General features: G+C 37.1%; 21 protein-coding genes and 1 pseudogene. 14 read left to right on the forward strand and 8 right to left on the reverse strand.

Annotated features, from left to right (window positions below):
• Positions 1-50 precede the first annotated feature (50 nt).
• Positions 51-896, reverse strand: a complete 846-nt coding sequence (locus tag AsFPU1_RS08720; protein ID WP_124971779.1) for a class I SAM-dependent methyltransferase — start codon at positions 894-896, stop codon at positions 51-53.
• Between the two features lie 174 nt (positions 897-1070).
• Entirely contained in the window at positions 1071-1445 is a 375-nt protein-coding gene (locus tag AsFPU1_RS08725) for a hypothetical protein (RefSeq protein WP_124971781.1), read from the reverse strand.
• A gap of 483 nt (positions 1446-1928) precedes the next feature.
• On the opposite strand from AsFPU1_RS08725, the gene AsFPU1_RS08730 reads away from it, so the two are divergent.
• Positions 1929-2555, forward strand: coding sequence for a M23 family metallopeptidase (locus tag AsFPU1_RS08730; RefSeq protein WP_124971783.1), 627 nt, complete (start codon positions 1929-1931; stop codon positions 2553-2555).
• Positions 2556-2626: 71 nt separating this feature from the next.
• The gene (gene cobA, locus AsFPU1_RS08735; protein ID WP_124971785.1) at positions 2627-4147 is read left to right on the forward strand and encodes a uroporphyrinogen-III C-methyltransferase; all 1521 of its coding nucleotides are present in this window, start codon (positions 2627-2629) and stop codon (positions 4145-4147) included.
• 490 nt (positions 4148-4637) lie between these two features.
• Here cobA and AsFPU1_RS08740 read toward each other — a convergent pair whose 3' ends face one another.
• The 3 genes from AsFPU1_RS08740 to AsFPU1_RS08750 all read right to left on the reverse strand — a co-directional run bounded on the left by AsFPU1_RS08740 (position 4638) and on the right by AsFPU1_RS08750 (position 8975).
• Positions 4638-5624, reverse strand: coding sequence for a permease (locus tag AsFPU1_RS08740; RefSeq protein WP_124971787.1), 987 nt, complete (start codon positions 5622-5624; stop codon positions 4638-4640).
• A gap of 55 nt (positions 5625-5679) precedes the next feature.
• A complete protein-coding gene (locus AsFPU1_RS08745; protein WP_125061083.1) occupies positions 5680-7080 on the reverse strand; it encodes a collagen-like protein in 1401 nt (466 codons plus the stop codon).
• Between the two features lie 290 nt (positions 7081-7370).
• Positions 7371-8975 (reverse strand): pseudouridine synthase, encoded by a 1605-nt coding sequence (locus tag AsFPU1_RS08750; protein ID WP_227873370.1) that lies wholly within the window; start codon positions 8973-8975, stop codon positions 7371-7373.
• 161 nt (positions 8976-9136) lie between these two features.
• Here AsFPU1_RS08750 and AsFPU1_RS08755 point away from each other — a divergent pair, with 161 nt between their 5' ends.
• Positions 9137-9556: a phosphomannose isomerase type II C-terminal cupin domain gene (locus tag AsFPU1_RS08755; RefSeq protein ID WP_124971791.1), complete on the forward strand. Its 420-nt coding sequence runs from the start codon at positions 9137-9139 to the stop codon at positions 9554-9556.
• A gap of 84 nt (positions 9557-9640) precedes the next feature.
• Positions 9641-9847 (forward strand): 2-hydroxymuconate tautomerase, encoded by a 207-nt coding sequence (gene thmT, locus AsFPU1_RS08760; protein ID WP_124971793.1) that lies wholly within the window; start codon positions 9641-9643, stop codon positions 9845-9847.
• Between the two features lie 111 nt (positions 9848-9958).
• On the opposite strand, the gene AsFPU1_RS08765 is transcribed toward thmT, so the two are convergent.
• Together AsFPU1_RS08765 and AsFPU1_RS08770 are read right to left on the reverse strand one after the other, a co-directional pair.
• Positions 9959-10381 (reverse strand): type II toxin-antitoxin system VapC family toxin, encoded by a 423-nt coding sequence (locus AsFPU1_RS08765; RefSeq protein ID WP_124971795.1) that lies wholly within the window; start codon positions 10379-10381, stop codon positions 9959-9961.
• Between the two features lie 11 nt (positions 10382-10392).
• Positions 10393-10701, reverse strand: coding sequence for a hypothetical protein (locus tag AsFPU1_RS08770; protein WP_227873371.1), 309 nt, complete (start codon positions 10699-10701; stop codon positions 10393-10395).
• Positions 10702-11105: 404 nt separating this feature from the next.
• On the opposite strand from AsFPU1_RS08770, the gene AsFPU1_RS08775 reads away from it, so the two are divergent.
• From AsFPU1_RS08775 to rpsJ, 10 genes are all read left to right on the forward strand, one after another.
• The gene (locus AsFPU1_RS08775) at positions 11106-11414 is read left to right on the forward strand and encodes a GAF domain-containing protein (protein WP_124971799.1); all 309 of its coding nucleotides are present in this window, start codon (positions 11106-11108) and stop codon (positions 11412-11414) included.
• A 27-nt stretch (positions 11415-11441) separates the two neighbouring features.
• A complete protein-coding gene (locus tag AsFPU1_RS08780) occupies positions 11442-12869 on the forward strand; it encodes a hypothetical protein (protein ID WP_124971801.1) in 1428 nt (475 codons plus the stop codon).
• 70 nt (positions 12870-12939) lie between these two features.
• Entirely contained in the window at positions 12940-13641 is a 702-nt protein-coding gene (locus AsFPU1_RS08785) for a hypothetical protein (protein WP_124971803.1), read from the forward strand.
• Entirely contained in the window at positions 13634-14548 is a 915-nt protein-coding gene (locus AsFPU1_RS08790) for a pentapeptide repeat-containing protein (protein ID WP_124971805.1), read from the forward strand. The genes AsFPU1_RS08785 and AsFPU1_RS08790 overlap by 8 nt, the downstream gene beginning before the upstream one ends.
• Before the next feature lie 27 nt (positions 14549-14575).
• On the forward strand, positions 14576-14905 hold the full coding sequence (locus AsFPU1_RS08795) for a HesB/IscA family protein (protein ID WP_124971807.1): 330 nt from the start codon (positions 14576-14578) through the stop codon (positions 14903-14905).
• Between the two features lie 120 nt (positions 14906-15025).
• On the forward strand, positions 15026-15406 hold the full coding sequence (rpsL, locus tag AsFPU1_RS08800; protein WP_124971809.1) for a 30S ribosomal protein S12: 381 nt from the start codon (positions 15026-15028) through the stop codon (positions 15404-15406).
• 215 nt (positions 15407-15621) lie between these two features.
• Entirely contained in the window at positions 15622-16092 is a 471-nt protein-coding gene (rpsG, locus tag AsFPU1_RS08805; RefSeq protein ID WP_124971811.1) for a 30S ribosomal protein S7, read from the forward strand.
• A gap of 216 nt (positions 16093-16308) precedes the next feature.
• Positions 16309-18384, forward strand: coding sequence for an elongation factor G (gene fusA / locus AsFPU1_RS08810; protein WP_124971813.1), 2076 nt, complete (start codon positions 16309-16311; stop codon positions 18382-18384).
• A 128-nt stretch (positions 18385-18512) separates the two neighbouring features.
• A complete protein-coding gene (gene tuf / locus AsFPU1_RS08815; protein WP_124971815.1) occupies positions 18513-19742 on the forward strand; it encodes an elongation factor Tu in 1230 nt (409 codons plus the stop codon).
• A gap of 91 nt (positions 19743-19833) precedes the next feature.
• Positions 19834-20151, forward strand: a complete 318-nt coding sequence (rpsJ, locus tag AsFPU1_RS08820; RefSeq protein WP_124971817.1) for a 30S ribosomal protein S10 — start codon at positions 19834-19836, stop codon at positions 20149-20151.
• Between the two features lie 157 nt (positions 20152-20308).
• Here rpsJ and AsFPU1_RS08825 read toward each other — a convergent pair.
• Positions 20309-20386, reverse strand: a pseudogene (locus AsFPU1_RS08825) (IS200/IS605 family transposase); the annotation flags it as partial.
• Positions 20387-20404 lie beyond the last annotated feature (18 nt).

Below are 20404 nucleotides of genomic sequence, written 5' to 3' on the forward strand. Positions count from 1 at the left end.
CAAGTCATTAATTTATCTTACCAAAGTATTCAATTTTTATAAATTAATTATCAATTTTTTTTTTCATAAGCAATTACCTTATATAATACTCGTTCAGAACTTTGACTATATTTCAGTATTTCTGTCGTCCAACAAGGAATAAAACGTCCTTTATCCAAACGCTTGAATACATCCAACAAAATATCATAAGTTGGTAAAATTTCAGCCGTAATATCTTGGTGTACAATCTCTTTAAGACCCGTCTTTAATGCCAAATTTTTATAATCTTCCATAGTACAACATTTGGCATCTCCATAAAAACTACTAATTAGCATTTTGCCAAGATAATATAACAAGAAATCTATAAAAAATTGTTTGTTTGGCAAAACAAAATCAGATAAAGCTAATTTTCCTTCTGGACGTAATACCCTAGATGTTTCTTTTAAAAAGGCAAATCTTTCAGGAAAATGAAAAATACATTCCACTGCTAAAACGACATCAAATGTTTCTGCTTCTAAAGGTAAATTACAAGCATTTCCTTGAATAAATTCAATTTTATTATTACCCAATGGCTTCACTTTTTCTCTTGCTCTTTCTAATTGACGATTATCAATATTAATTCCCACAATTTCCAGAGAAGAAAAATTATCATTTAAACTGGCAATAGTTCCTCCAAAACCACAACCAACATCTAAAACTCTCATTCCTTCCTGAATATTGGCTGCTTTATAAATCAGTTTTGATAAATTTTCTGTGGCTATTTCAAAATCGACTATATTGATTTTTGCTAATTCAGGATTGGGCCAATATCCCCAATGAACATGACGACCTAATGCTTGTTCAGCATCAGTATTCTTTTTGTCGAATTCTTGCAAAAGTAAGTCAAAATAAGGCAGTTGAATCGATACTTCTTTCATGGATAAAGACCTAGTTAATAAATTAATTTGAGAGAATCATAGCTACTTCAGGAACAGTCAATCTTCGCCAATTAATCAGAATTTTTCTGATTTTCAGATAGTTTCCCTTTAATTCTATATGATTAATAGTAGAAATCTAACTATTCTCAAGAATATTTTTATGTTAAGGAAAATTTAGGTACTTCTTCGTCCTAATTCATAAATTCCACAGGCCATACAAGTTAATATACCTATGCTAACTGCCCAACTTTTTCCTAATCCTAATTCTACTACCCAATTACAAATTCCACCTATGGCTAAGAAAGGAATAATACTAAATATAGACGCATAAAACGCATTTTGAGATTCTCTGGCTTTGCGGGTTCTTTCAAATTCTTTGACTGAGATATAAAGCGATCGCTCAGCAAAATTAAACCAACGATTTAGCCCTTCGATTATACATTCTCGCAGAGAAGAAAATCCTAAATAAAAGGCTAAGGCCCATAAACAAGCACCAGCAATCATAACTTTATCAAGGGAAATTTGAAAGGGGAGAAACTCACTTAACATCGGTTTGGGTAAGAAGTTACTAATTTTTTGAACAATTCATCTATTTTAACGTAAGTTGCCAGTTTAGAAGATCCCTCCTAATCCCCCTTAAGAAGGGGGCAAATTATCAATAAACACCTTAATTTGCTCTTAATTAGTCTTTTTCTTATTAGTAGGTTGGGTTGAACGATAGTGAAACCCAACAAAATCCCTTTGCTGTATTGGGTTTCGTTCCTGAAAACAACCGAAGAAAATTGCTTATCTAAGTAGTGTTATCAAAATAATCGGGTCTAAAACCTTGCTTTTTCATGCGAAACGTTTTTGGTTCGGAGTTTAAATCCCCGTTACAAAAACAACTTCCGATGCACTCGCGCTCCCCTGAACTTCTGACTTCATTAAGTTGGGTTTCGTTCCTCAACCCAAGCTACAAAAATTGCTGATGAGTGCTATATAATACTAGAAACAGTTAGCATTTAGCTCGATTATTTCGGTGTGAGAAGTGTCATGAATCAGTTAATATATTTCTTAAGAAAAAAGCTTAGGATTGTCCTTTCCCAACGCTTTTGGTTAATTTTATTAGCCTTAACTGCTTTATCTCTAAGTCTAGGTACAAAAGTCCCTTTAAACGCCCAATATGTTCCGGCCGCTATCGCCACCAATACCTGGCGATATGCGTCCTTTCCCGTCGAAAACCCTCAAGCTTATACCTCTGGGTTTGGGTATCGGATATCTCCCGTCACCGGCCAATCTCAATTTCATTATGGCTTAGATATTGCCGCATCGTTAGGCAGTTATGTGCGAAATTGGTGGGAAGGCCAAATCGTGGAATTATCAGACCATACTGCTTGTGGTACAATGATTAGGATTCGCTCAGGACAATGGACTCATATTTACTGTCATTTGATGGGATCAGTAGGAAACACTCCTCAAGGACAATATTTAATGGATCAAGATGGGGGAATTATTGTCTGGTTAGGGCAAAATATCCCTCTTGGGGCTAGAATTGGTCGAGTAGGTATGACGGGACGAACTACAGGGCCTCATCTTCATTGGGGGTTAATGTATGGCAGAGAATATGTTGATCCTGCTTTAATATTACAAGAAATGTTTCGTTATCAAGCTGCTTCCTAATTTTTATATAATCTTTAAGTTTAGTTTAATGCCAATAAAATACTACATTTTTTTGTATTTAAAGGTAATTTATGACAGGTCAAGTCTATTTAGTAGGAGCAGGATTAGAAAATATTGCTTATCTAACTTTGAGAGCTTATCATTTATTATCTCACGCTGAAGTTTTAATTTATGATGCCCTTATTGATAGTCAATTACTTAATTTAGTTCCTTATAATTGTCTAAAAATTAATGTGGGTAAACGGGGAGGTTTGCCGAGTACAAAACAAGAAACTATTAATAAATATTTAGTTGATTACTGTTTAGAAGGAAAACAAGTTGTTAGATTAAAAAGCGGTGATCCTTTGATTTTTGGTCGCGTTAATCCTGAAATAAATGCCTTAATTAAAGCTAATTGTAATTATGAATTAGTACCTGGTATTTCTTCTGCTTTGGCCGCTCCTTTATTAGCCGGTATTCCCCTAACAGATAAAGTCTTAAGTCGTTGTTTTACTGTTCTCACTGGTCATCAACCAGATTTACTCGATTGGGAGGCATTAGCTAAAATAGATACATTGGTTATTTTAATGGGTGGACGTACCCTTTCTATTATCATTCAATGCTTACAAGACAAGGGACTAGCTATTACTACTCCAATTGCAATTATTCGTCATAGTGGTAATCATAAACAACAGGTTTGGCTAGGAACTTTAGGTGATATACTAGATAAAGTTTATGGGGTTTCTTTGTCTCCTGCTGTTATTATCATTGGTGAAGTTGTCACTCTAAAATTTATGGATTTTTCCTCTTTTCTTCCTTTAACTAACAAAACAATTTTAGTCACTCGTGCTGCGGAACAATCTAGTCAATTTACCCTTCTTTTACAACAACAAGGGGCGACAGTTATTGAAATGCCCGCTTTAGAAATTGTTCCCCCTTCTAGTTGGGAAGGGTTAGATAGTGCAATTAAAGATTTATCGACGTTTAATTGGTTGATTTTAACCTCTGCTAATGCTGTTGAATTCTTTTTTAAACGCTTAGATTATTATGGTAAAGATGCACGAGCTTTATCGGAAGTTAAAATAGCTGTAGTTGGCAAAAAAACAGCCTCTGTTCTACAAAATTATGGACTCAAACCTGATTTTATTCCCCCTAATTTTGTGGCAGATTCTTTAGTAGAAAATTTTCCAGAATCTTTAAGTCATCAAAATATTTTATTTCCTCGTGTGGAAACCGGAGGACGAGAAATATTAGTCAAAGAATTAACAAAATTTGGGGCCAATGTAGTTGAAGTGGCCGCTTATCAGTCAGGATGTCCCTCAACTATTGACACTGATGCTTGGGATAGGTTACAATCAGGGAAGATAGATATTATTACTTTTGCTAGTTCTAAAACTGTTGAAAACTTTTATCAGTTAGTTCAACAGGCTTTAGAAAAAGAATCTTCACTGAGAATATCAGCGATATTAGAGAAAATCTGCATTGCTTCTATTGGTCCCCAAACCTCTAAGACTTGTTACGAACGCTTAGGAAGGGTAGATATAGAAGCTGTCGAATATACATTAGAAGGGTTAGTAGAAGCGTTAATTAAATCCTATTGTATCGTATTGTAGGGGCGGGTTTAGCTAAAACCTTTGTCACCCAACTATAACAATCATCTCAAAACCCGCCCTGCTTAATTACTCCGACAAACAATAACAGCAACCACTTTGCTAGTCTCTTAGGGACTTCCCCTCTTTGTTGATATTCTCTAGAGTTGCCCTGAATAATAATTCAGATGCCTTGCTCCCTGGAACCTACTTGAGGAAATATAAGTATCTAGATGGGTTGCTGTTATTGCGAGTTAACGAGACAGATAGGAACTTAAACAGGTTATTCTCCTTTGAACGTGTTTTTTGGGCTTGAACTTGCAAGTTTTTCTGCCAGGGAAGCTTTATTTATTTGCTTCATATTATTAATCTAGCATCTTTGTCAGCAAAACGTCAGATTCTTAATGAAAGTTTACAGTTAAGGGATCAAGGGAATCAAAGGGATTGTCTAAGTATATATGTGTATTTTGTTAATTATAGAGATTTATGTGGCAGTGAATACTAAATAGCACAATTAGCTAAAATAGAAGTTAAGAGCTAAACACAATAATCCCATTAATTGTGCCGTAAAAATCAAAAGATACACAGCAATTTTAGGGCGTAAAATAATAAATAATAACCCAATATTTTTAATATCAATTAGAGAACTCAATAGTAAAAAAGTCAGGTTAGAACCATAGAGAAAAGTAGACATCAAGGGATTAATAACATAAGGGGCCCATAGAGAACCCACAGAGGCAACCATGCTAAACAACACCATGACCAGCATTTGATTAACTGGGGTTTGGGCCCAGTCCAACAGTTGACCTTGAGGGAGAAAAACTTGAATAGCAGTAACGATCGCACAGCCTAAAATTAATATACTTCCGAGTTCGAGAAATTCCTGAATCAGACTTTCTCCAAACAAGAGACAGCGTTTTGGCCAAGTTAGAGGTATCTCAGTAGTTGCCGTATATTCATAGATTAAATTACCGGCCCGATGGAGAGGTTGAGAAGTTTGGGAAGGCAGAAGATAATTACCTGAAGATAACAAGGTAGAGCGCATTTCTAGCCCAGAATTTCTTGGAATAGACTCATAGGTTTTATCCCCATAGGTACTAAAAATTAACCCCATAATAATGCCAATTAACCAAGCACTAAAAATGCGTAAAAATAACAATCTCGGATGAGTTCCTAAAACTTGCCAACTGATCCAGATGACAAAAGGATTAATAACAGGAGAAGCAATTAAGAAACTAATTGAAAGGGGGATAGAGACACCTTGAAGCAATAACCGTCTAGTTACCGGAATATTACCATATTGTCCCACCGGAAGCACCATACCTAAACTACTGCCCACAATAGCCCCCAAAATACGATTACGGGGCAATTTGGCTAGGAAATCATGTTCATTAACAAAAACTAACAACCCACTAGATACCATAATTCCGAATAATAGGAATGGTAAAGAAGCAATAACATTGCTCAAAAAAAGAGTATAAGCGTAACTGAGTTGAGGCATAATTATATTTTCAAGTGGTGTAGGGGTCAACGGCCGTTGACCCCTACATTTGCGCTTATCTAAAAGGGCCAATTACATCTTTAACGACTATTCTTTGGTCGGCTGAATAACCAGCAAAAGAACGAGTTGCTTCTAGATTAATTTCTACTCCTAACCCTGCTTTTAGATGGTCAGGACTAATGGGTAATTTTCCAATATTAATAGTAAATTTATTATTGTCAATTGTCACTAAATCTTCAGAAATTGCTCCTTCATACTTAGTAATATAATCAGAAACCGGACGGAAACGAGGATCAGATCTAGTAATACTATAAGTTAACTTAAACTTAGTCGCAATTAAATTTGATTGACGAGCTTTATCGACTAATGTTAGCTTAAGTTCTGTTCCTCTGCCTGATAATCCTTGACTTTCCAATTGAGTCGCATCTCGTTGTCTAATAGCATTATAAACGATTAATTGAGTAATATTATTTTTGGGTTGAGTTGTTGCTTCAATCCATAAGTTTTTAGGTAATTCTACATTAATATTTTTATCATTTTGTAATCTAAGAGTTACTTGTTCTTGAGCAAAACTATTAAAAGATTGAGGCGCATTCCAAATGAGAATAAAAGAGCGTTCAAATCGCTCGACTAATGCTACATACTCATCATCAATAAATGATCCTGGAGCAAATAAAGATTTTGCCCCATTGCGAGTTTCCCAAACATTTTTAGACAAAAGATAGCCTTTCTCCTTTAAATTTGCCATTGTTACTGCGGCCGCTGGTTTATCAGGTTCTAAAGGTTTATCAAAATTAATTAAGGTTAATTTTCCGGGTAAACCATCTCGTCCCCCTACACCTATCACTCCATTCGTCCCATTTTTGCCATCTTGACAACGAAATTCTAGAGTAGTACAAATATAGCCAGGATCACCAGGGTTTCCTGTACAGGTTTCGATGTTCCAGTAAGGATCAGTACAATTGCAACCGTCACCCCCAAAACCTCCCCTGCCAGGTTCTCCTCCTTTGCCTCCTGCCGCGTTAACATAGATTTGTTTTAGACTCGTTAAATCTGTACCATAAAGGGTTAAAGAACCTCCATTCCCCCCATCTCCTCCATTTCCTCCATTTCCTCCCCTACCCCCACTCGGAGCTTGCACATTATAATTAACCCCAACGGGTTGATTGTCACATCGGGCATCTTTTCCTCTTTCTCCCTCTTTACCTTTTTCCCCATTAGCACCGACTAAATTGAGGGTAACGGGAGAACCATCGGCAAAAATCGTTAAATTGTCACTATCCTGACCATTTTTGCCTGAGATGCCATTCTGAGCATCGGAACCATTTTGACCAAAGGGTTTGATATCCGCACCCCAAGCGACTCCAGCACAAATCTGAGATGAGGAAGGGATGGGAATCATCAAGGAACTGATAAAAAAGGGGATAAATAGAGGTAATTTACTGAAGACTCGCATTGATTTGTTATTCTATTAACAATAACTGAATTCTGTGACTTCATTGAGTTAACTTTTGTTTCCTATCCTATGATCTTAAAAGTTATCAATAATAGAATGGTACGTTAGAAAAATAGGTTCTACTGGACAAATTATGCTAAATTAATAATTATTAATAAAAGGCTAAAGCCTTATACTATAAAAACGATCGTCCGCCTGCGCGGACTAAATTATAGGTTGCGTAGGCAACCTTTGTTTATATAGCTTAACTCTGAGCAAGTTAAAGTTTATTATTTGTATAGACAGATAAATTAAAATTCTTCTTCGACTCTTAAATTAATACTTTTTCCTAACTGTGGGTGATAAAAATAAAGTTCTTTTGCTTGTAAATATAAACGATTTGTATCTGTTAAATTACCATATAAACGATCTCCTAAAATTGGGATACCTAACCCTTTTTTATCAGAACAATGAACTCTTAATTGATGAGTTCGTCCCGTTAAAGGAATTAATTCAATACGAGTATAATTTCCTTCTCGACTAATGACTCGAAATTGCGTTATACTGGGCTTACCTTGAGCAAAATTAACCTTTTGATAAGGGCGATCGCTAGGATCTCCCCACAAAGGTAATTCAATAATTCCCTGATCAATTAATAATAAATCTTCTAAAATAGCCTCATAAACTTTCTTAACTTGTCGTTGCTCAAATTGTTGACTTAACTGACGATATATATCTAAATTACGTGCTAATAAAATGATACCAGAAGTATCTTGATCTAAGCGATGTATTGCTCTTAAATTAATCCCATCTGGTAATAAATTTTGTAAACGACTTAAGACACTATCTTGGCGATCGCGGTAACGTCCAGGAACAGATAATAACCCTGTAGGTTTATTAACTGCTATCAAATATTGATCTTCATAAATAATAGAAAGATCTTGTAATTTACTATTATTAACTAAGGGAATAGAAGATAAACCAGATAATAAAAAACCCATTAAAGGTTGACATCTTGACTCACAGGCCCCATAAAATTCTCCGGGTACTTTATCCCCTTTTACTGGCCCCCACCAAAATTCCGCCATAGCTAAAGGTTTAAGTTGATTTATTGCCGCATAATGGAGTAATTTAGGGGCGCAACAATCTCCGGTTCCTGTAGGTAAACCTTTAGTTTTTAACTGTTGTAAAGAAGTAGAATTTCCGGCAAAATTAGTTAAAGTATAAACAGCATTCATTTGACTTTGTAATTTACGAGATAATTCTTGACGTTGCTGTTTTAATTGAGTTATTTCTTGTTGTGCTAACTCAATCACTTCTTTGAGAGGTTTTAATATCTGATCTCGTTGCTGTTTCAATTGTTTTTTTTCTCGTTTATCGTGACGACTTGCTACATTAAGTTGTTCAATAGCAATAGCTAAACTATCCCCTGTTAAAGTTTTACATAATATCTCTCGTTGCTGTTGTCTTTGTTGTTTACGCTGAAGATGAACAACCGCTAAATGAGCAAAATTTGTTTGCCATTCTTGTGTTAATTTGTCATAACTTTGCCAAACTTCTAAAGATTGTAAATAAATAATTTTTTGCTTGATATTTTCTAATTGAGTTAGAGTATAAATTTCCGGTAAAATAACTTGATCTCTCCCAGGAATAGGAGGAACCCATCCCTTAACCTGAGAATTACCATTTAATAACCCAGAAAATGCTTTAATTACCCCTAATTTTTTAGCTAAAGTTTCTATTAGTAATACCCCATACATTTTACCTTCAGATGAATAACGAGGATCTCTACTAAGATCTGTCATCAAACCATTAGCAATAGCCTCAACCATCGCAGTACGGGGCAATCTTAACATAATACTCTGTTGAGGACAACGCCCCTCATACCAATAACTAGGGGGGGAATCTGGGATCATTTGATCCTCTTTCATAAACTCAGAAATTGACTGAAAAAATACCATATATTTTAATAATTTGTATAGAGATCACTGCCATCTGGGATAATTTATGTTATGTTGGTCAAGAATTTGATGTTATTCTTGTCCTCTCACATTGAAAAATTTTAAGGAAAAACCATATGGTTCAATTAACAGAAGTCACTAAAAATACCGATCTCGTCTCTATTCCTTTCTCAGTTTCTCATACTGGAGTATTAGCGACAGAAACCCGTCCTTGGGGATCATTTACTACCCTAGAAGAAGGGCCAGGATACAAAATTAAACGCATTGAAGTTAATCCCGGCCACCGTCTCAGCTTACAAATGCACCATCATCGCAGTGAACACTGGATTGTTGTATCAGGAACCGCTAAAGTTACTTGTGGTGATCATGAAGAAATTTTAGCAGCTAATGAATCAACCTATGTTCCTCAATGTACATCTCATCGTCTGGAAAATCCAGGGGTAATTAAATTAATTCTCATTGAAGTACAGAACGGGGAATATTTAGGAGAAGATGATATTATTCGTTTTCAAGATGATTATTCTCGTCATAAATAATAGGTAAACTCAGCTAATAATCATCTCAATTTATTAGTAGGGGCGAATGGATATTCGCCCTTATAAACTTTGTAGGAATATATAATGCCATACGTCAATATTCAAATTATAAAAGGTGCAACAAGAGAGCAAAAATCTCAGTTAGTTAAGGATGTGACTGACTCCCTTGTGCGCGTACTGAATAAAAAACCCGAACATATTCATATTGTAATTCAAGAAATTAATGAGGAAAACTGGGGTTTTTCAGGACTATTAACAGACGAATGGAAGCAACAGCAAGACCATGTATAGTGTTTACAAATGGTTAATTTGAGGTATCACCAATAAAAATCACAAAAATTCATAAGATAAGGGGGAATTTTGGATGATTAAGGTGATCGCACTACAAGATCACGAATCTGCTTACAGTGTCCAATTTGCGATCGCTAGTCTGGGTACTAGACTAAAATCTCGTTGATTGCGGGTAACGATTGTGGCATTAAGAGATAATGCGATCGCAGCTATTCGCACATCTTTTTGTAGGCGATTTTTCCGTAGGGGAGGATTTTCTTTAAGCAGGTTTTTGAGACAGTTATCTGCCTCTGATGTGAAGTCTAGAATCTCAATTGTTTGGAGATATTTAACAGTTGTCCAAAGTTTTGAGTAGAGTGAGGGGAGATTATGCACTGCTGACGGATCGTTAATTCTACCAATCCAGCCGTTGAAAAGTTCTTGAACTGTAATCACAGTAACAGCAATTTGATGTAGGGAAGCATTGGCAATAACTTGGGGATGATTACAAAGAATTAGTGAAACATGATCCGTATCGAGAATATATTGAGACATTCAAGCCACCCCTATAAGTAATAGGAGGAGTCAACTTCCGTATCATCATCTGAGGTTTTTTCTGCTCGAATTTTATCCATAATGTCTTTAAAATCTGGATCGTCTTGAAAGATACCAGCAAATTGTATCCAGGTAGGTGGTGAGGCAGAAAGTGGCACATTCCAGGAAATAGCTTCGATGTGGCTGAGTCTTTCTAAAACAGTAGCTTTAATTTGGGCGATCGCTTCTTCCCGTGTTGGTGATTCGACTCGAAAGTTAGGAAATTCCAAGATAGATGCGGCAAATTGACCATTTTTGAGAGTTTCTACCAGGAGTGTCATCTTCAGGTTAGCCAATGGCTGGGATTGCGATACATTAAGATTGATAACCATGTTTGATATTGTTAGTTTTGAACTAAAATCAGAATACGCCTAGATTAAAACAACTATAGTAGTCCCAAATCATTTGTGAGAAGTCGCACGCCGCATCTTGCCTGTGAGGTGCTAAAAGCGAAACCCAACAAACCTGAATGCTAATACACCAAATTAGTCCTGTCAACCCAGTAGGGTGTGTTAGACGGCTAGAATCTTTGATTTAACTAGGATTTAACAATCCGTCGTAACGCACCAATTTAGATATTTTAATCCAGTAGGGTGTGTTAGACGGCTAAAATCTTTGATTTGACTAGGATTTAACAATCCGTCCTAACGCACGGATTTAGATATTTTAATCCACGATACCAATTATGCCATTAGATGAAGCCAATAAATTAGATTTACAGAAGCAACTTCATACCCTTAATGAAGTTAATAAATCTCTGATCGGTTGTGAAACTATTGAGGAGGTTATTACAAAAGCATTACAACAAGTTCGTTACCACTTAAATGTTCAAGTTGCCTCTATATTTTTGTTTAATAAAGATGGCTATATCCAAGGAATGGGTATTAATGGAATAGATAAAGATCGTCAAGAAATTGATGGTAAGAAATTTCTCCGTTGTCTAAATATTTTTACGACAGATAACTATGACTCTGATTATAATAATATCATGTGAATATAAAATTGAACGAGAATATCACAAATGTTTAAATATGGTACTTTACAACATCGATCAATTCTTAGTCCACAAGCATTTCTAGAAATTGCTAATCTTACTAACCCTGAGAACAAAGTTATAGTTCCAGCAGTAGTTGATAGTGGTGCTACGATAACTTGTATTCCTGAATCAATTATAGCAAAGCTAGGATGTCGGGCAGTGGCAGTTCAGATAATTAGAACAACGGGTTTTAGTAGCTCAATGTCTGAAAGAATGTTATATGTAATTCGTGCAAAAATTACTGATACAACAATAGATTCATCTCTAGCTTTTGGTTATCATGAAATTCGAGTTTTTGCTATACAACAGCTAAAATACGCATTGATTGGTCGAGATATTTTGAATCAATTTAAAGTCGTTTTAAATGCGCCACAACATAATTGGAGTTTACACAATATAGAGCATTCTGTAGAAAATTCTGTAGAGGAACCCGTATTTAAAAGCTTTTTACATAAATATAAAAATGAACTGATTGAATTTTCCGAAGATTTGCGTAAATTATCTCAAGAAAGTAATAAAAATATTACCGAAAAAGAACAGATTATAAAACAAAGACTAGACTGGATTCAAAACAGAGTAAAAGAAATTAGAGAAGTCTTTCAAGCGGATAATACTGTATTAACGGTTGTCAATATTAATGATTTAGTCAAAGAGAATATACTATCATTTTCATCAATACAGGAAAATATAGATATTACAGAGGATTATGATAATAGTATTCCTTCGATTCAAATCAATTCTCAAGAAATCAAAGATGTTATCTATAACTTAGTTAATAATGCAGTAGAAGCAATTAAAAAAAGCAACAAAAAAAATAAGCAAATTAAGATCAAGACCCATATTACGACATTAGATTATATAAATTATATTCAAGTTATCATTGAAGATAATGGAATTGGTATCATTATAACTGGTCATCCAGATCCCAACAATAGGAGGTTAGCTGAAAGACTTAAGGCTAATTTATATAAGGAAAAATCTCCAGTTAATTATCGTCAAGATATTAAAGAAATTGTTTTAGAAATACTGAAGTATAAGAAACAAATTGTTAATAGTATTATCGATGAGCAAATTGCAAAATTAAGCCCAAATCCTAAAGATATTGATATTTATGAGGAACTCAGAAAGCTTGATATAACTTCTCAACAAGATCCTAATATTATTGCTTACGAAAAAGTGAAACAAGATCCACAATGGTTAGAAAAATATCAAGGTAAATATGTCGCTTTTGTAGAAGAAAAATTAGTTGATTATGATGTAGAAGAAAATAAAGATAAAATCCGTAAGCGCATAGAAAAGAAATATCCTAATCCAACAATGTCAAGATTCTTGATAAAAGTTGAGCCAATGGAAGATGAAATTATTGATTTGCCAAGTTCTTTATGGTTTGATGATCTTGGTTTAGACTTTTAAGATTAAAAATTGTCAGTTTAAACTATGGTATAATTCACCCGATTACTTAAATATTGGTAACAATAGTAAAATGTCGCCATTAACGTTTGAAAATAAGTTTCCTGACTGTCTCTTTATGAAATTACATGGGGAACTTATAAGTAATGATAATCAACAGTTTAATGCTACTAATAAAAGTGTTGAATTAAAATTAACCATTCGTTTTGGTGAACAATTAATAGAACAAAACAATCAATCCATTAAATTTGGCTTGAAAAAAGGCTGTTTAGAACTAAAGTTTAATGATAATTCAAAAATTCTACTAGAAACAATAGGTTTAAATCCTAAATTTGAATCTATAATAGAACTAGAGATACAGGAAGAAGAAAGTAAAGATAGAGAAGGAACTACCTCAGTTGCATTAAATTTCCAATATAACCATAAAACTAGAGAAACAACGAAGATAGTGAATAAATTTAAAGACCAGTTTGTTCAGGTTTATAATAAAGGGACAGAAGAAAATCCTCTCTGGATATTCCAAATTAAACCTCATGGCTTAATATTAACAGGGATTTTACAAAATGAAAAACTAGGCATTGTTCAAAGTAATTCTGATAAACTTTCTATTACAGCTATCTTTAAAGTTAACAAAGAAGATATATTGATTACTGAAATTAATGGAGAGGTGATTGAAAATATTAAGGAACAAAAAAAAGAAATACTAATTCAGAAATTTAGTCTGCTACTTCAGCAAAATCCTTATCTAAGTAAAATGGAGTTAATTTATGAATAACAATCAATCTTTTACAGAAATAGTTTCTCGTATGAAAAATGTTATTGATGCTCCCACAGATGACTGGTTTGAATTAGCTAAAATTGCAGATTTAGACCATTTAACGTGCTTTGCGGGAAAAGATCTTAGCAATTTTAGTCCAATAGATAGAAAGCTAAGCGGTGCAAATTTTAGTAAGACAAATTTTAGTAACAGCGACTTAAGTAAAACAGATTTAAGTAACGCTAATCTCAGTTATGCTAACTTGAGTAATACTAATCTAAAAAACGCTAACTTAAGTAATGCTAACCTAACTCACGCTAATTTGAGTAATGCTGATTTAACTAATGCTGACCTAAGTGGTGCTGATTTAACTAATACTATCTTGCATAATGCTAAAATAGAAAATGCTATCTTTAAAAATAATATAGGCTTATGGGTTGGTGTTCCGTTCTCTGTTTCTCCTCAAATTGAAGAATTAAACAATACAGAAATTCGTTTACCTCCTGGAATGTCTATCGAATATTGGATAGCTGAATTTTTAATCACACAAAATCAAATGACAAGTCATGATAATCAACAACCTCAAAAAATGGATTCTCCCAAAAGTTACATAGAAATTTATAATCCATCTAATGAGTCTAATCTTTTTAAATTTGAAGCAATTTTTAATTCTGAAGCACCAATTAATTGTATTCCTGAATCTATTATTTCTTCCCTTGGAGCTTTGACTTATAGTAATATTAAATTACGAGACAATTTAGGGAAAATTTTGTCATTGAAGACTTATTATGTCAATATTAAAATTAATGGTACTGACATCGAAAATGTTGAAGTAGTAGCCATTCCTAAAGAATATGCTGTTATTAACCAACACATTCTCAATCAATACCAGCGTAACTCCTGTAGCAAAAATAAAGCTAGTTAATAACCATAATTTGAATCCTAATAACCTATGATTGAACTAACTCCCGCAGCCATTAAAGAGATTAAAAGAATACAAACCAGTCGTCAACAACCCGACACTTACTTCCGTTTAGGAGTCACAGAAGGAGGCTGTTCTGGCTTATGCTATGTCTTAGAACTGTGTAAAACCCAACAAGAAAGCGATCGCGTCTATCCTCTAGACCAAATAACCTTAGTTATCGACTCAGACAGTCTACCCTATCTCCAAGAATTACGAGTAGATTACGCTGAAGACCTTATGGGAGGCGGATTTCGCTTCACTAATCCTAACACACAAAGCTCCTGTAGCTGTGGAGCATCCTTTGCCCACAAACCCTAAACTTTAAGTTAAACTTATAAAGAGTTGACAGACGACAGCTTTTATAGGTAGTATGGTAATTTGTCAACGATTTTATTAAAACTAGGCAGTGTCCTAAACTTCACTACCTAAAACCGACTTATGCCCACTATTCAACAACTAATTCGGAGCGAACGCTCAAAACTTCACAAGAAAACCAAATCCCCCGCGCTAAAACAGTGTCCCCAGCGTCGAGGAGTCTGCACCCGCGTTTACACCACAACCCCTAAAAAACCCAACTCAGCCTTAAGAAAAGTGGCTAGGGTTCGTTTAACATCAGGATTTGAAGTAACCGCCTATATCCCAGGTATCGGCCATAACCTACAAGAACACTCCGTAGTACTGATTCGGGGCGGTCGGGTTAAAGACTTACCTGGTGTACGTTATCATATCATTCGCGGGACCTTAGACGCACAAGGAGTCAAAGACCGCAAACAAGGAAGGTCTAAATACGGCACTAAACGACCCAAAGCTAAAGAATAAGAGTCTAAGTACGAAAAATTAAGTCAGGAAAACTTAACCCATCGTTTTTAACCTGTCTCCCTAATAGCTTTAATAATCAATAACTTGCCTTTAAACTGGGAAAAAAGACCATCAAAGGCAATATTAAGCCGTGTCAGGACAGTTTTTGAAGACCTTATCTTGAATAAGACCCTAAATTACTCAAAACCAGATTACCCCAAAGGAAACAAGCAACCATGTCTCGTCGAGGAAACATCAAAAGACGTCCCGTTCCCCCTGATGCAGTTTATAATAGCTGCTTAATCAGTATGACCATCCGTCGAGTGATGAAAAGTGGCAAAAAATCCGTAGCTTCGGGCATTGTTTATGATGCTTTAACCACCATTGGAGAACGGACAGGTAGTGATCCCTTAGAAGTGTTTGAAAAAGCGATCAAAAACCTAACCCCTTTAGTAGAAGTTAAAGCGCGTCGGGTGGGTGGTGCAACCTATCAAGTGCCGATGGAAGTCCGTTCATCACGGGGAACAACCCTGGCTTTACGGTGGTTAATACACTACTCCCGTATTAGAGGAGGACGTACCATGGCCTCCAAATTAGCCAATGAAATTATGGATGCTGCCAACGAAACAGGGGCCGCCATGAAGAAACGGGACGAAACCCACCGGATGGCAGATGCGAATAAAGCTTTTGCTCATTATCGCTATTAAAACTCTCATTGTTCGGTCTAAGTTCCTCACTAGGGAATTTTACCGTCGAAAACTATAAAATTTTCGACAAGGAATAATTACCAGTCCCTATAATTTGTGAGGATTGATATATGGCCAAATTTTTACTCTTTTCTCAGAGAAAAGGGAGTCTTTAAACCTTAATTGTCAATTATCCCTTATCAATTGTCAATTGCTCGGTAAGAGCAGGAGGTAGCTATGGCACGTACTATTCCCCTGGAGAGGGTGCGAAATATTGGAATTGCCGCTCACATAGATGCGGGTAAAACCACAACAACAGAACGAATCCTCTTTTATACAGGAGTCGCCCACAAACTTGGGGAAGTTCACGAAGGAACTGCCACAATGGATTGGATGGCTCAAGAACAAGAACGGGGGATCACCATTACGGCGGCTGCCATTACTACCAATTGGCTCGATCACCGAATTAATATTATTGATACCCCAGGTCACGTCGATTTTACCATTGAAGTTGAACGTTCCATGAGGGTCTTAGATGGTGTGGTAGCAGTATTCTGTTCAGTCGGAGGGGTTCAACCTCAGTCGGAAACCGTATGGCGACAAGCAGACCGTTATGAAGTGCCTCGTATTGCTTTTGTCAATAAGATGGATCGTACGGGTGCTAATTTCTTTAAGGTTTACGAACAAATTAAAGACCGTCTCAGAACTAATGCTATTCCCATTCAGATTCCCATCGGCTGCGAAAATGACTTTCATGGTATTGTAGATTTAGTGCGGATGCGGGCTAAGATCTATCAGGATGACCTGGGACAAAACATTGAAGATACAGAAATTCCTGAAGAACTATTAGAGCAAGTTCAAGAATACCGTGCTTTACTTATAGAAGCCGTCGCCGAAACTGATGAAGAGTTGCTAGGAAAATATTTGGAAGGGGAAGAATTAACGGAGGAGGAAATTAAACGGGGACTGCGTCAAGGAACCCTAACCCGGACTATTATGCCTCTTTTATGTGGTTCTGCCTTTAAAAATAAAGGGGTGCAACTGTTATTAGATGCGGTGGTGGATTATTTGCCCTCTCCGGTAGAAGTTCCCCCTATTAAGGGAATTTTAGCCAATGGTAAAGAAGATACGCGAAAAGCATCGGATGAAGAACCTTTTGCCGCTTTGGCCTTTAAAATTGCCTCTGATCCCTATGGTCGCCTTACCTTCATGCGGGTGTACTCTGGGGTATTAGCTAAAGGAAGTTATGTGTATAATTCCAGCAAAGATGGCAAAGAGCGGGTTTCTCGTCTAATTATTCTCAAATCTAACGATAGAATTGAAGTAGATGAACTAAGGGCGGGAGACTTAGGGGCTGCCATTGGCTTAAAAAATACGACGACTGGGGATACTCTGTGTGATGAGCAGAAGGCCATTATTTTGGAATCTCTGTTTGTCCCAGAACCAGTGATTTCCGTCGCCGTAGAGCCAAAAACCAAGCAAGACATGGAAAAACTTTCCAAAGCCTTGCAAGCCCTATCAGATGAAGATCCCACCTTCCGAGTGAGTGTTGACCCCGAAACTAACCAAACCGTCATTGCTGGAATGGGAGAACTCCACCTAGAAATCTTGGTGGATCGAATGTTACGGGAGTACAAAGTAGAAGCGACAGTGGGACAACCACAAGTTGCCTATAGGGAAACTATTCGGAAGTCATGTAATGCCGAAGGCAAATACATTCGTCAGAGTGGGGGTAAAGGTCAATATGGTCATGTGGTGATCGAGGTGCAACCAGGGGAACCAGGAAGCGGGGTTGAATTCGTTTCTAAGATTGTAGGGGGAGTGATTCCTAAAGAATACATTTCTCCTGCTGAACAAGGAATGAAGGAAGCTTGTGCATCAGGGATTGTCGCAGGATACCCAGTGATCGATCTTAAAGTAACATTAATTGATGGGTCTTACCATGATGTTGACTCCTCAGAGATGGCTTTTAAGATTGCCGGGTCCATGGCTGTTCGTGAGGCCGTAACTAAAGCGAACCCTGTTGTCCTAGAACCCATAATGAAAATTGAGGTAGAAGTGCCTGAAGATTTCTTAGGCGATATCATGGGAGATCTCAACTCTCGCCGTGGGAACATCGAAGGGATGAACTCCGATGACGGACTTGCCAAAGTTGCTGCTAATGTTCCTCTAGCAGAAATGTTTGGCTATGCGACCGATATCCGGTCAAAAACCCAAGGTCGGGGGATCTTCTCCATGGAGTTTAGTCACTATGCAGAAGTCCCTCGTCATGTGGCTGAAGCGATCATCGCTAAAAACAAAGGGAACATATAAAACAGTGAACTGTGACAGTTATCAGTGCATAGTAAGTCATTCATAGTGGATAATTAACTATACAGTAGCGGGTAACTGACACAGACTGCTGTGTAGAAAAAGACGACAAAAAAAGGAACGATTGATTCATGGCACGCGCAAAATTTGAACGGAATAAACCTCACGTCAACATCGGCACTATCGGTCACGTTGACCACGGTAAGACCACTCTCACGGCAGCGATTACAATGACTCTGGCTGCTACTGGACAAGCCAAAGCTCGTAACTACGAGGATATTGATGCGGCTCCCGAAGAAAAAGCACGGGGTATTACTATTAATACTGCTCACGTTGAATACGAAACAAATAGCCGTCACTATGCTCACGTGGATTGTCCCGGTCACGCTGACTATGTGAAAAATATGATCACTGGAGCGGCTCAAATGGACGGTGGGATTTTAGTGGTATCGGCGGCTGATGGCCCTATGCCTCAAACTCGTGAACACATCCTGTTAGCTAAACAGGTGGGGGTTCCTAGTCTTGTGGTTTTCTTGAACAAAGAAGATATGGTCGATGATGCAGAACTGTTAGAACTCGTAGAACTCGAAGTTCGGGAACTGCTCAGTGAATACGGTTTTCCTGGAGATGATATTCCCATTGTGACTGGTTCTGCTATGAAAGCAGTAGAAACCCTCAAGGATGATCCCAAACTGGCCAAAGGGGGCAATGACTGGACGAAGAAAATCTTGGCTCTGATGGCGGCCGTTGATGAAAGTATTCCCACTCCTGAACGGGAAATTGATAAACCTTTCTTGATGGCGGTAGAAGATGTGTTCTCTATCTCTGGTCGGGGAACTGTTGCTACCGGACGTATTGAACGGGGTAAAGTCAAAGTAGGTGAAACTGTTGAGATTGTGGGCATCAGAAAGACCACCAGCACCACTGTAACTGGGGTGGAAATGTTCCAAAAATCTCTTGAGGAAGGGATGGCAGGGGACAACGTTGGTTTACTGTTACGGGGTGTTAAAAAAGAAGATATTGAACGGGGTATGGTTATTGCTAAACCTGGTTCAATCACTCCTCACACTATCTTTGAAGGGGAAGTTTATGTATTGACCAAGGAAGAAGGTGGTCGTCATACTCCTTTCTTTAAGAACTATCGTCCCCAGTTCTATGTACGGACAACTGATGTTACCGGAGTCATTCAAGATTACACCTCTGATGAAGGGGAAGCTGTAGAAATGGTTATGCCCGGTGACCGGATTAAAATGACGGTAGAACTAATTAACGCTATTGCTATTGAGCAAGGGATGCGTTTCGCTATTCGTGAAGGCGGCCGTACCATTGGTGCGGGTGTTGTCTCGAAAATTCTTAAGTAGGACAACAAACATAGTGACCAGTGAATCGTTAACTCTTGATAGCTGGTCACTCATTTTTTCTTTAATCACTGAACCTTGACAACTTAAAACTATGGCTACTTTGGCACAACAAAAAATTCGTATTCGTCTGAAAGCTTTTGATCGTCGTTTGCTTGATACTTCTTGTGAGAAAATTGTGGATACGGCTAACAGGACGGATGCTACGGCTATTGGCCCGATTCCTCTACCGACTAAACGTAAGATTTATTGTGTTTTGCGATCGCCTCACGTTGATAAGGATTCACGGGAACATTTTGAAACCCGTACTCATCGCCGCATTATTGATATCTATCAACCGTCTTCTAAAACCATTGATGCTTTAATGAAACTAGATTTACCCGCCGGGGTTGAGATTGAAGTTAAACTTTAATTTCTTGCGCTTCATCGGTGGGTATGTCACCTACAGAAGCTAAGGTGTAGGGGCAATTCATGAACGAATGCGCTTTCCTTCCCCACCCTCAGCTTTCTTCGGGGTGGGGAAGGAAAGCGCGGCGATTTTCGGGGTTCGATACCCCGAAAATCGCCAACTAACTTTTGGGAGCATCTTGATTTTTAATATATTCTTTCAGTTTTTCAATAGGTGCGCCACCAGATGAGGCAACATATGCCACAGCTGCCAAACC

It is taken from the genome of Aphanothece sacrum FPU1 (genome assembly GCF_003864295.1).
GTDB lineage: Bacteria > Cyanobacteriota > Cyanobacteriia > Cyanobacteriales > Microcystaceae > Aphanothece_B > Aphanothece_B sacrum.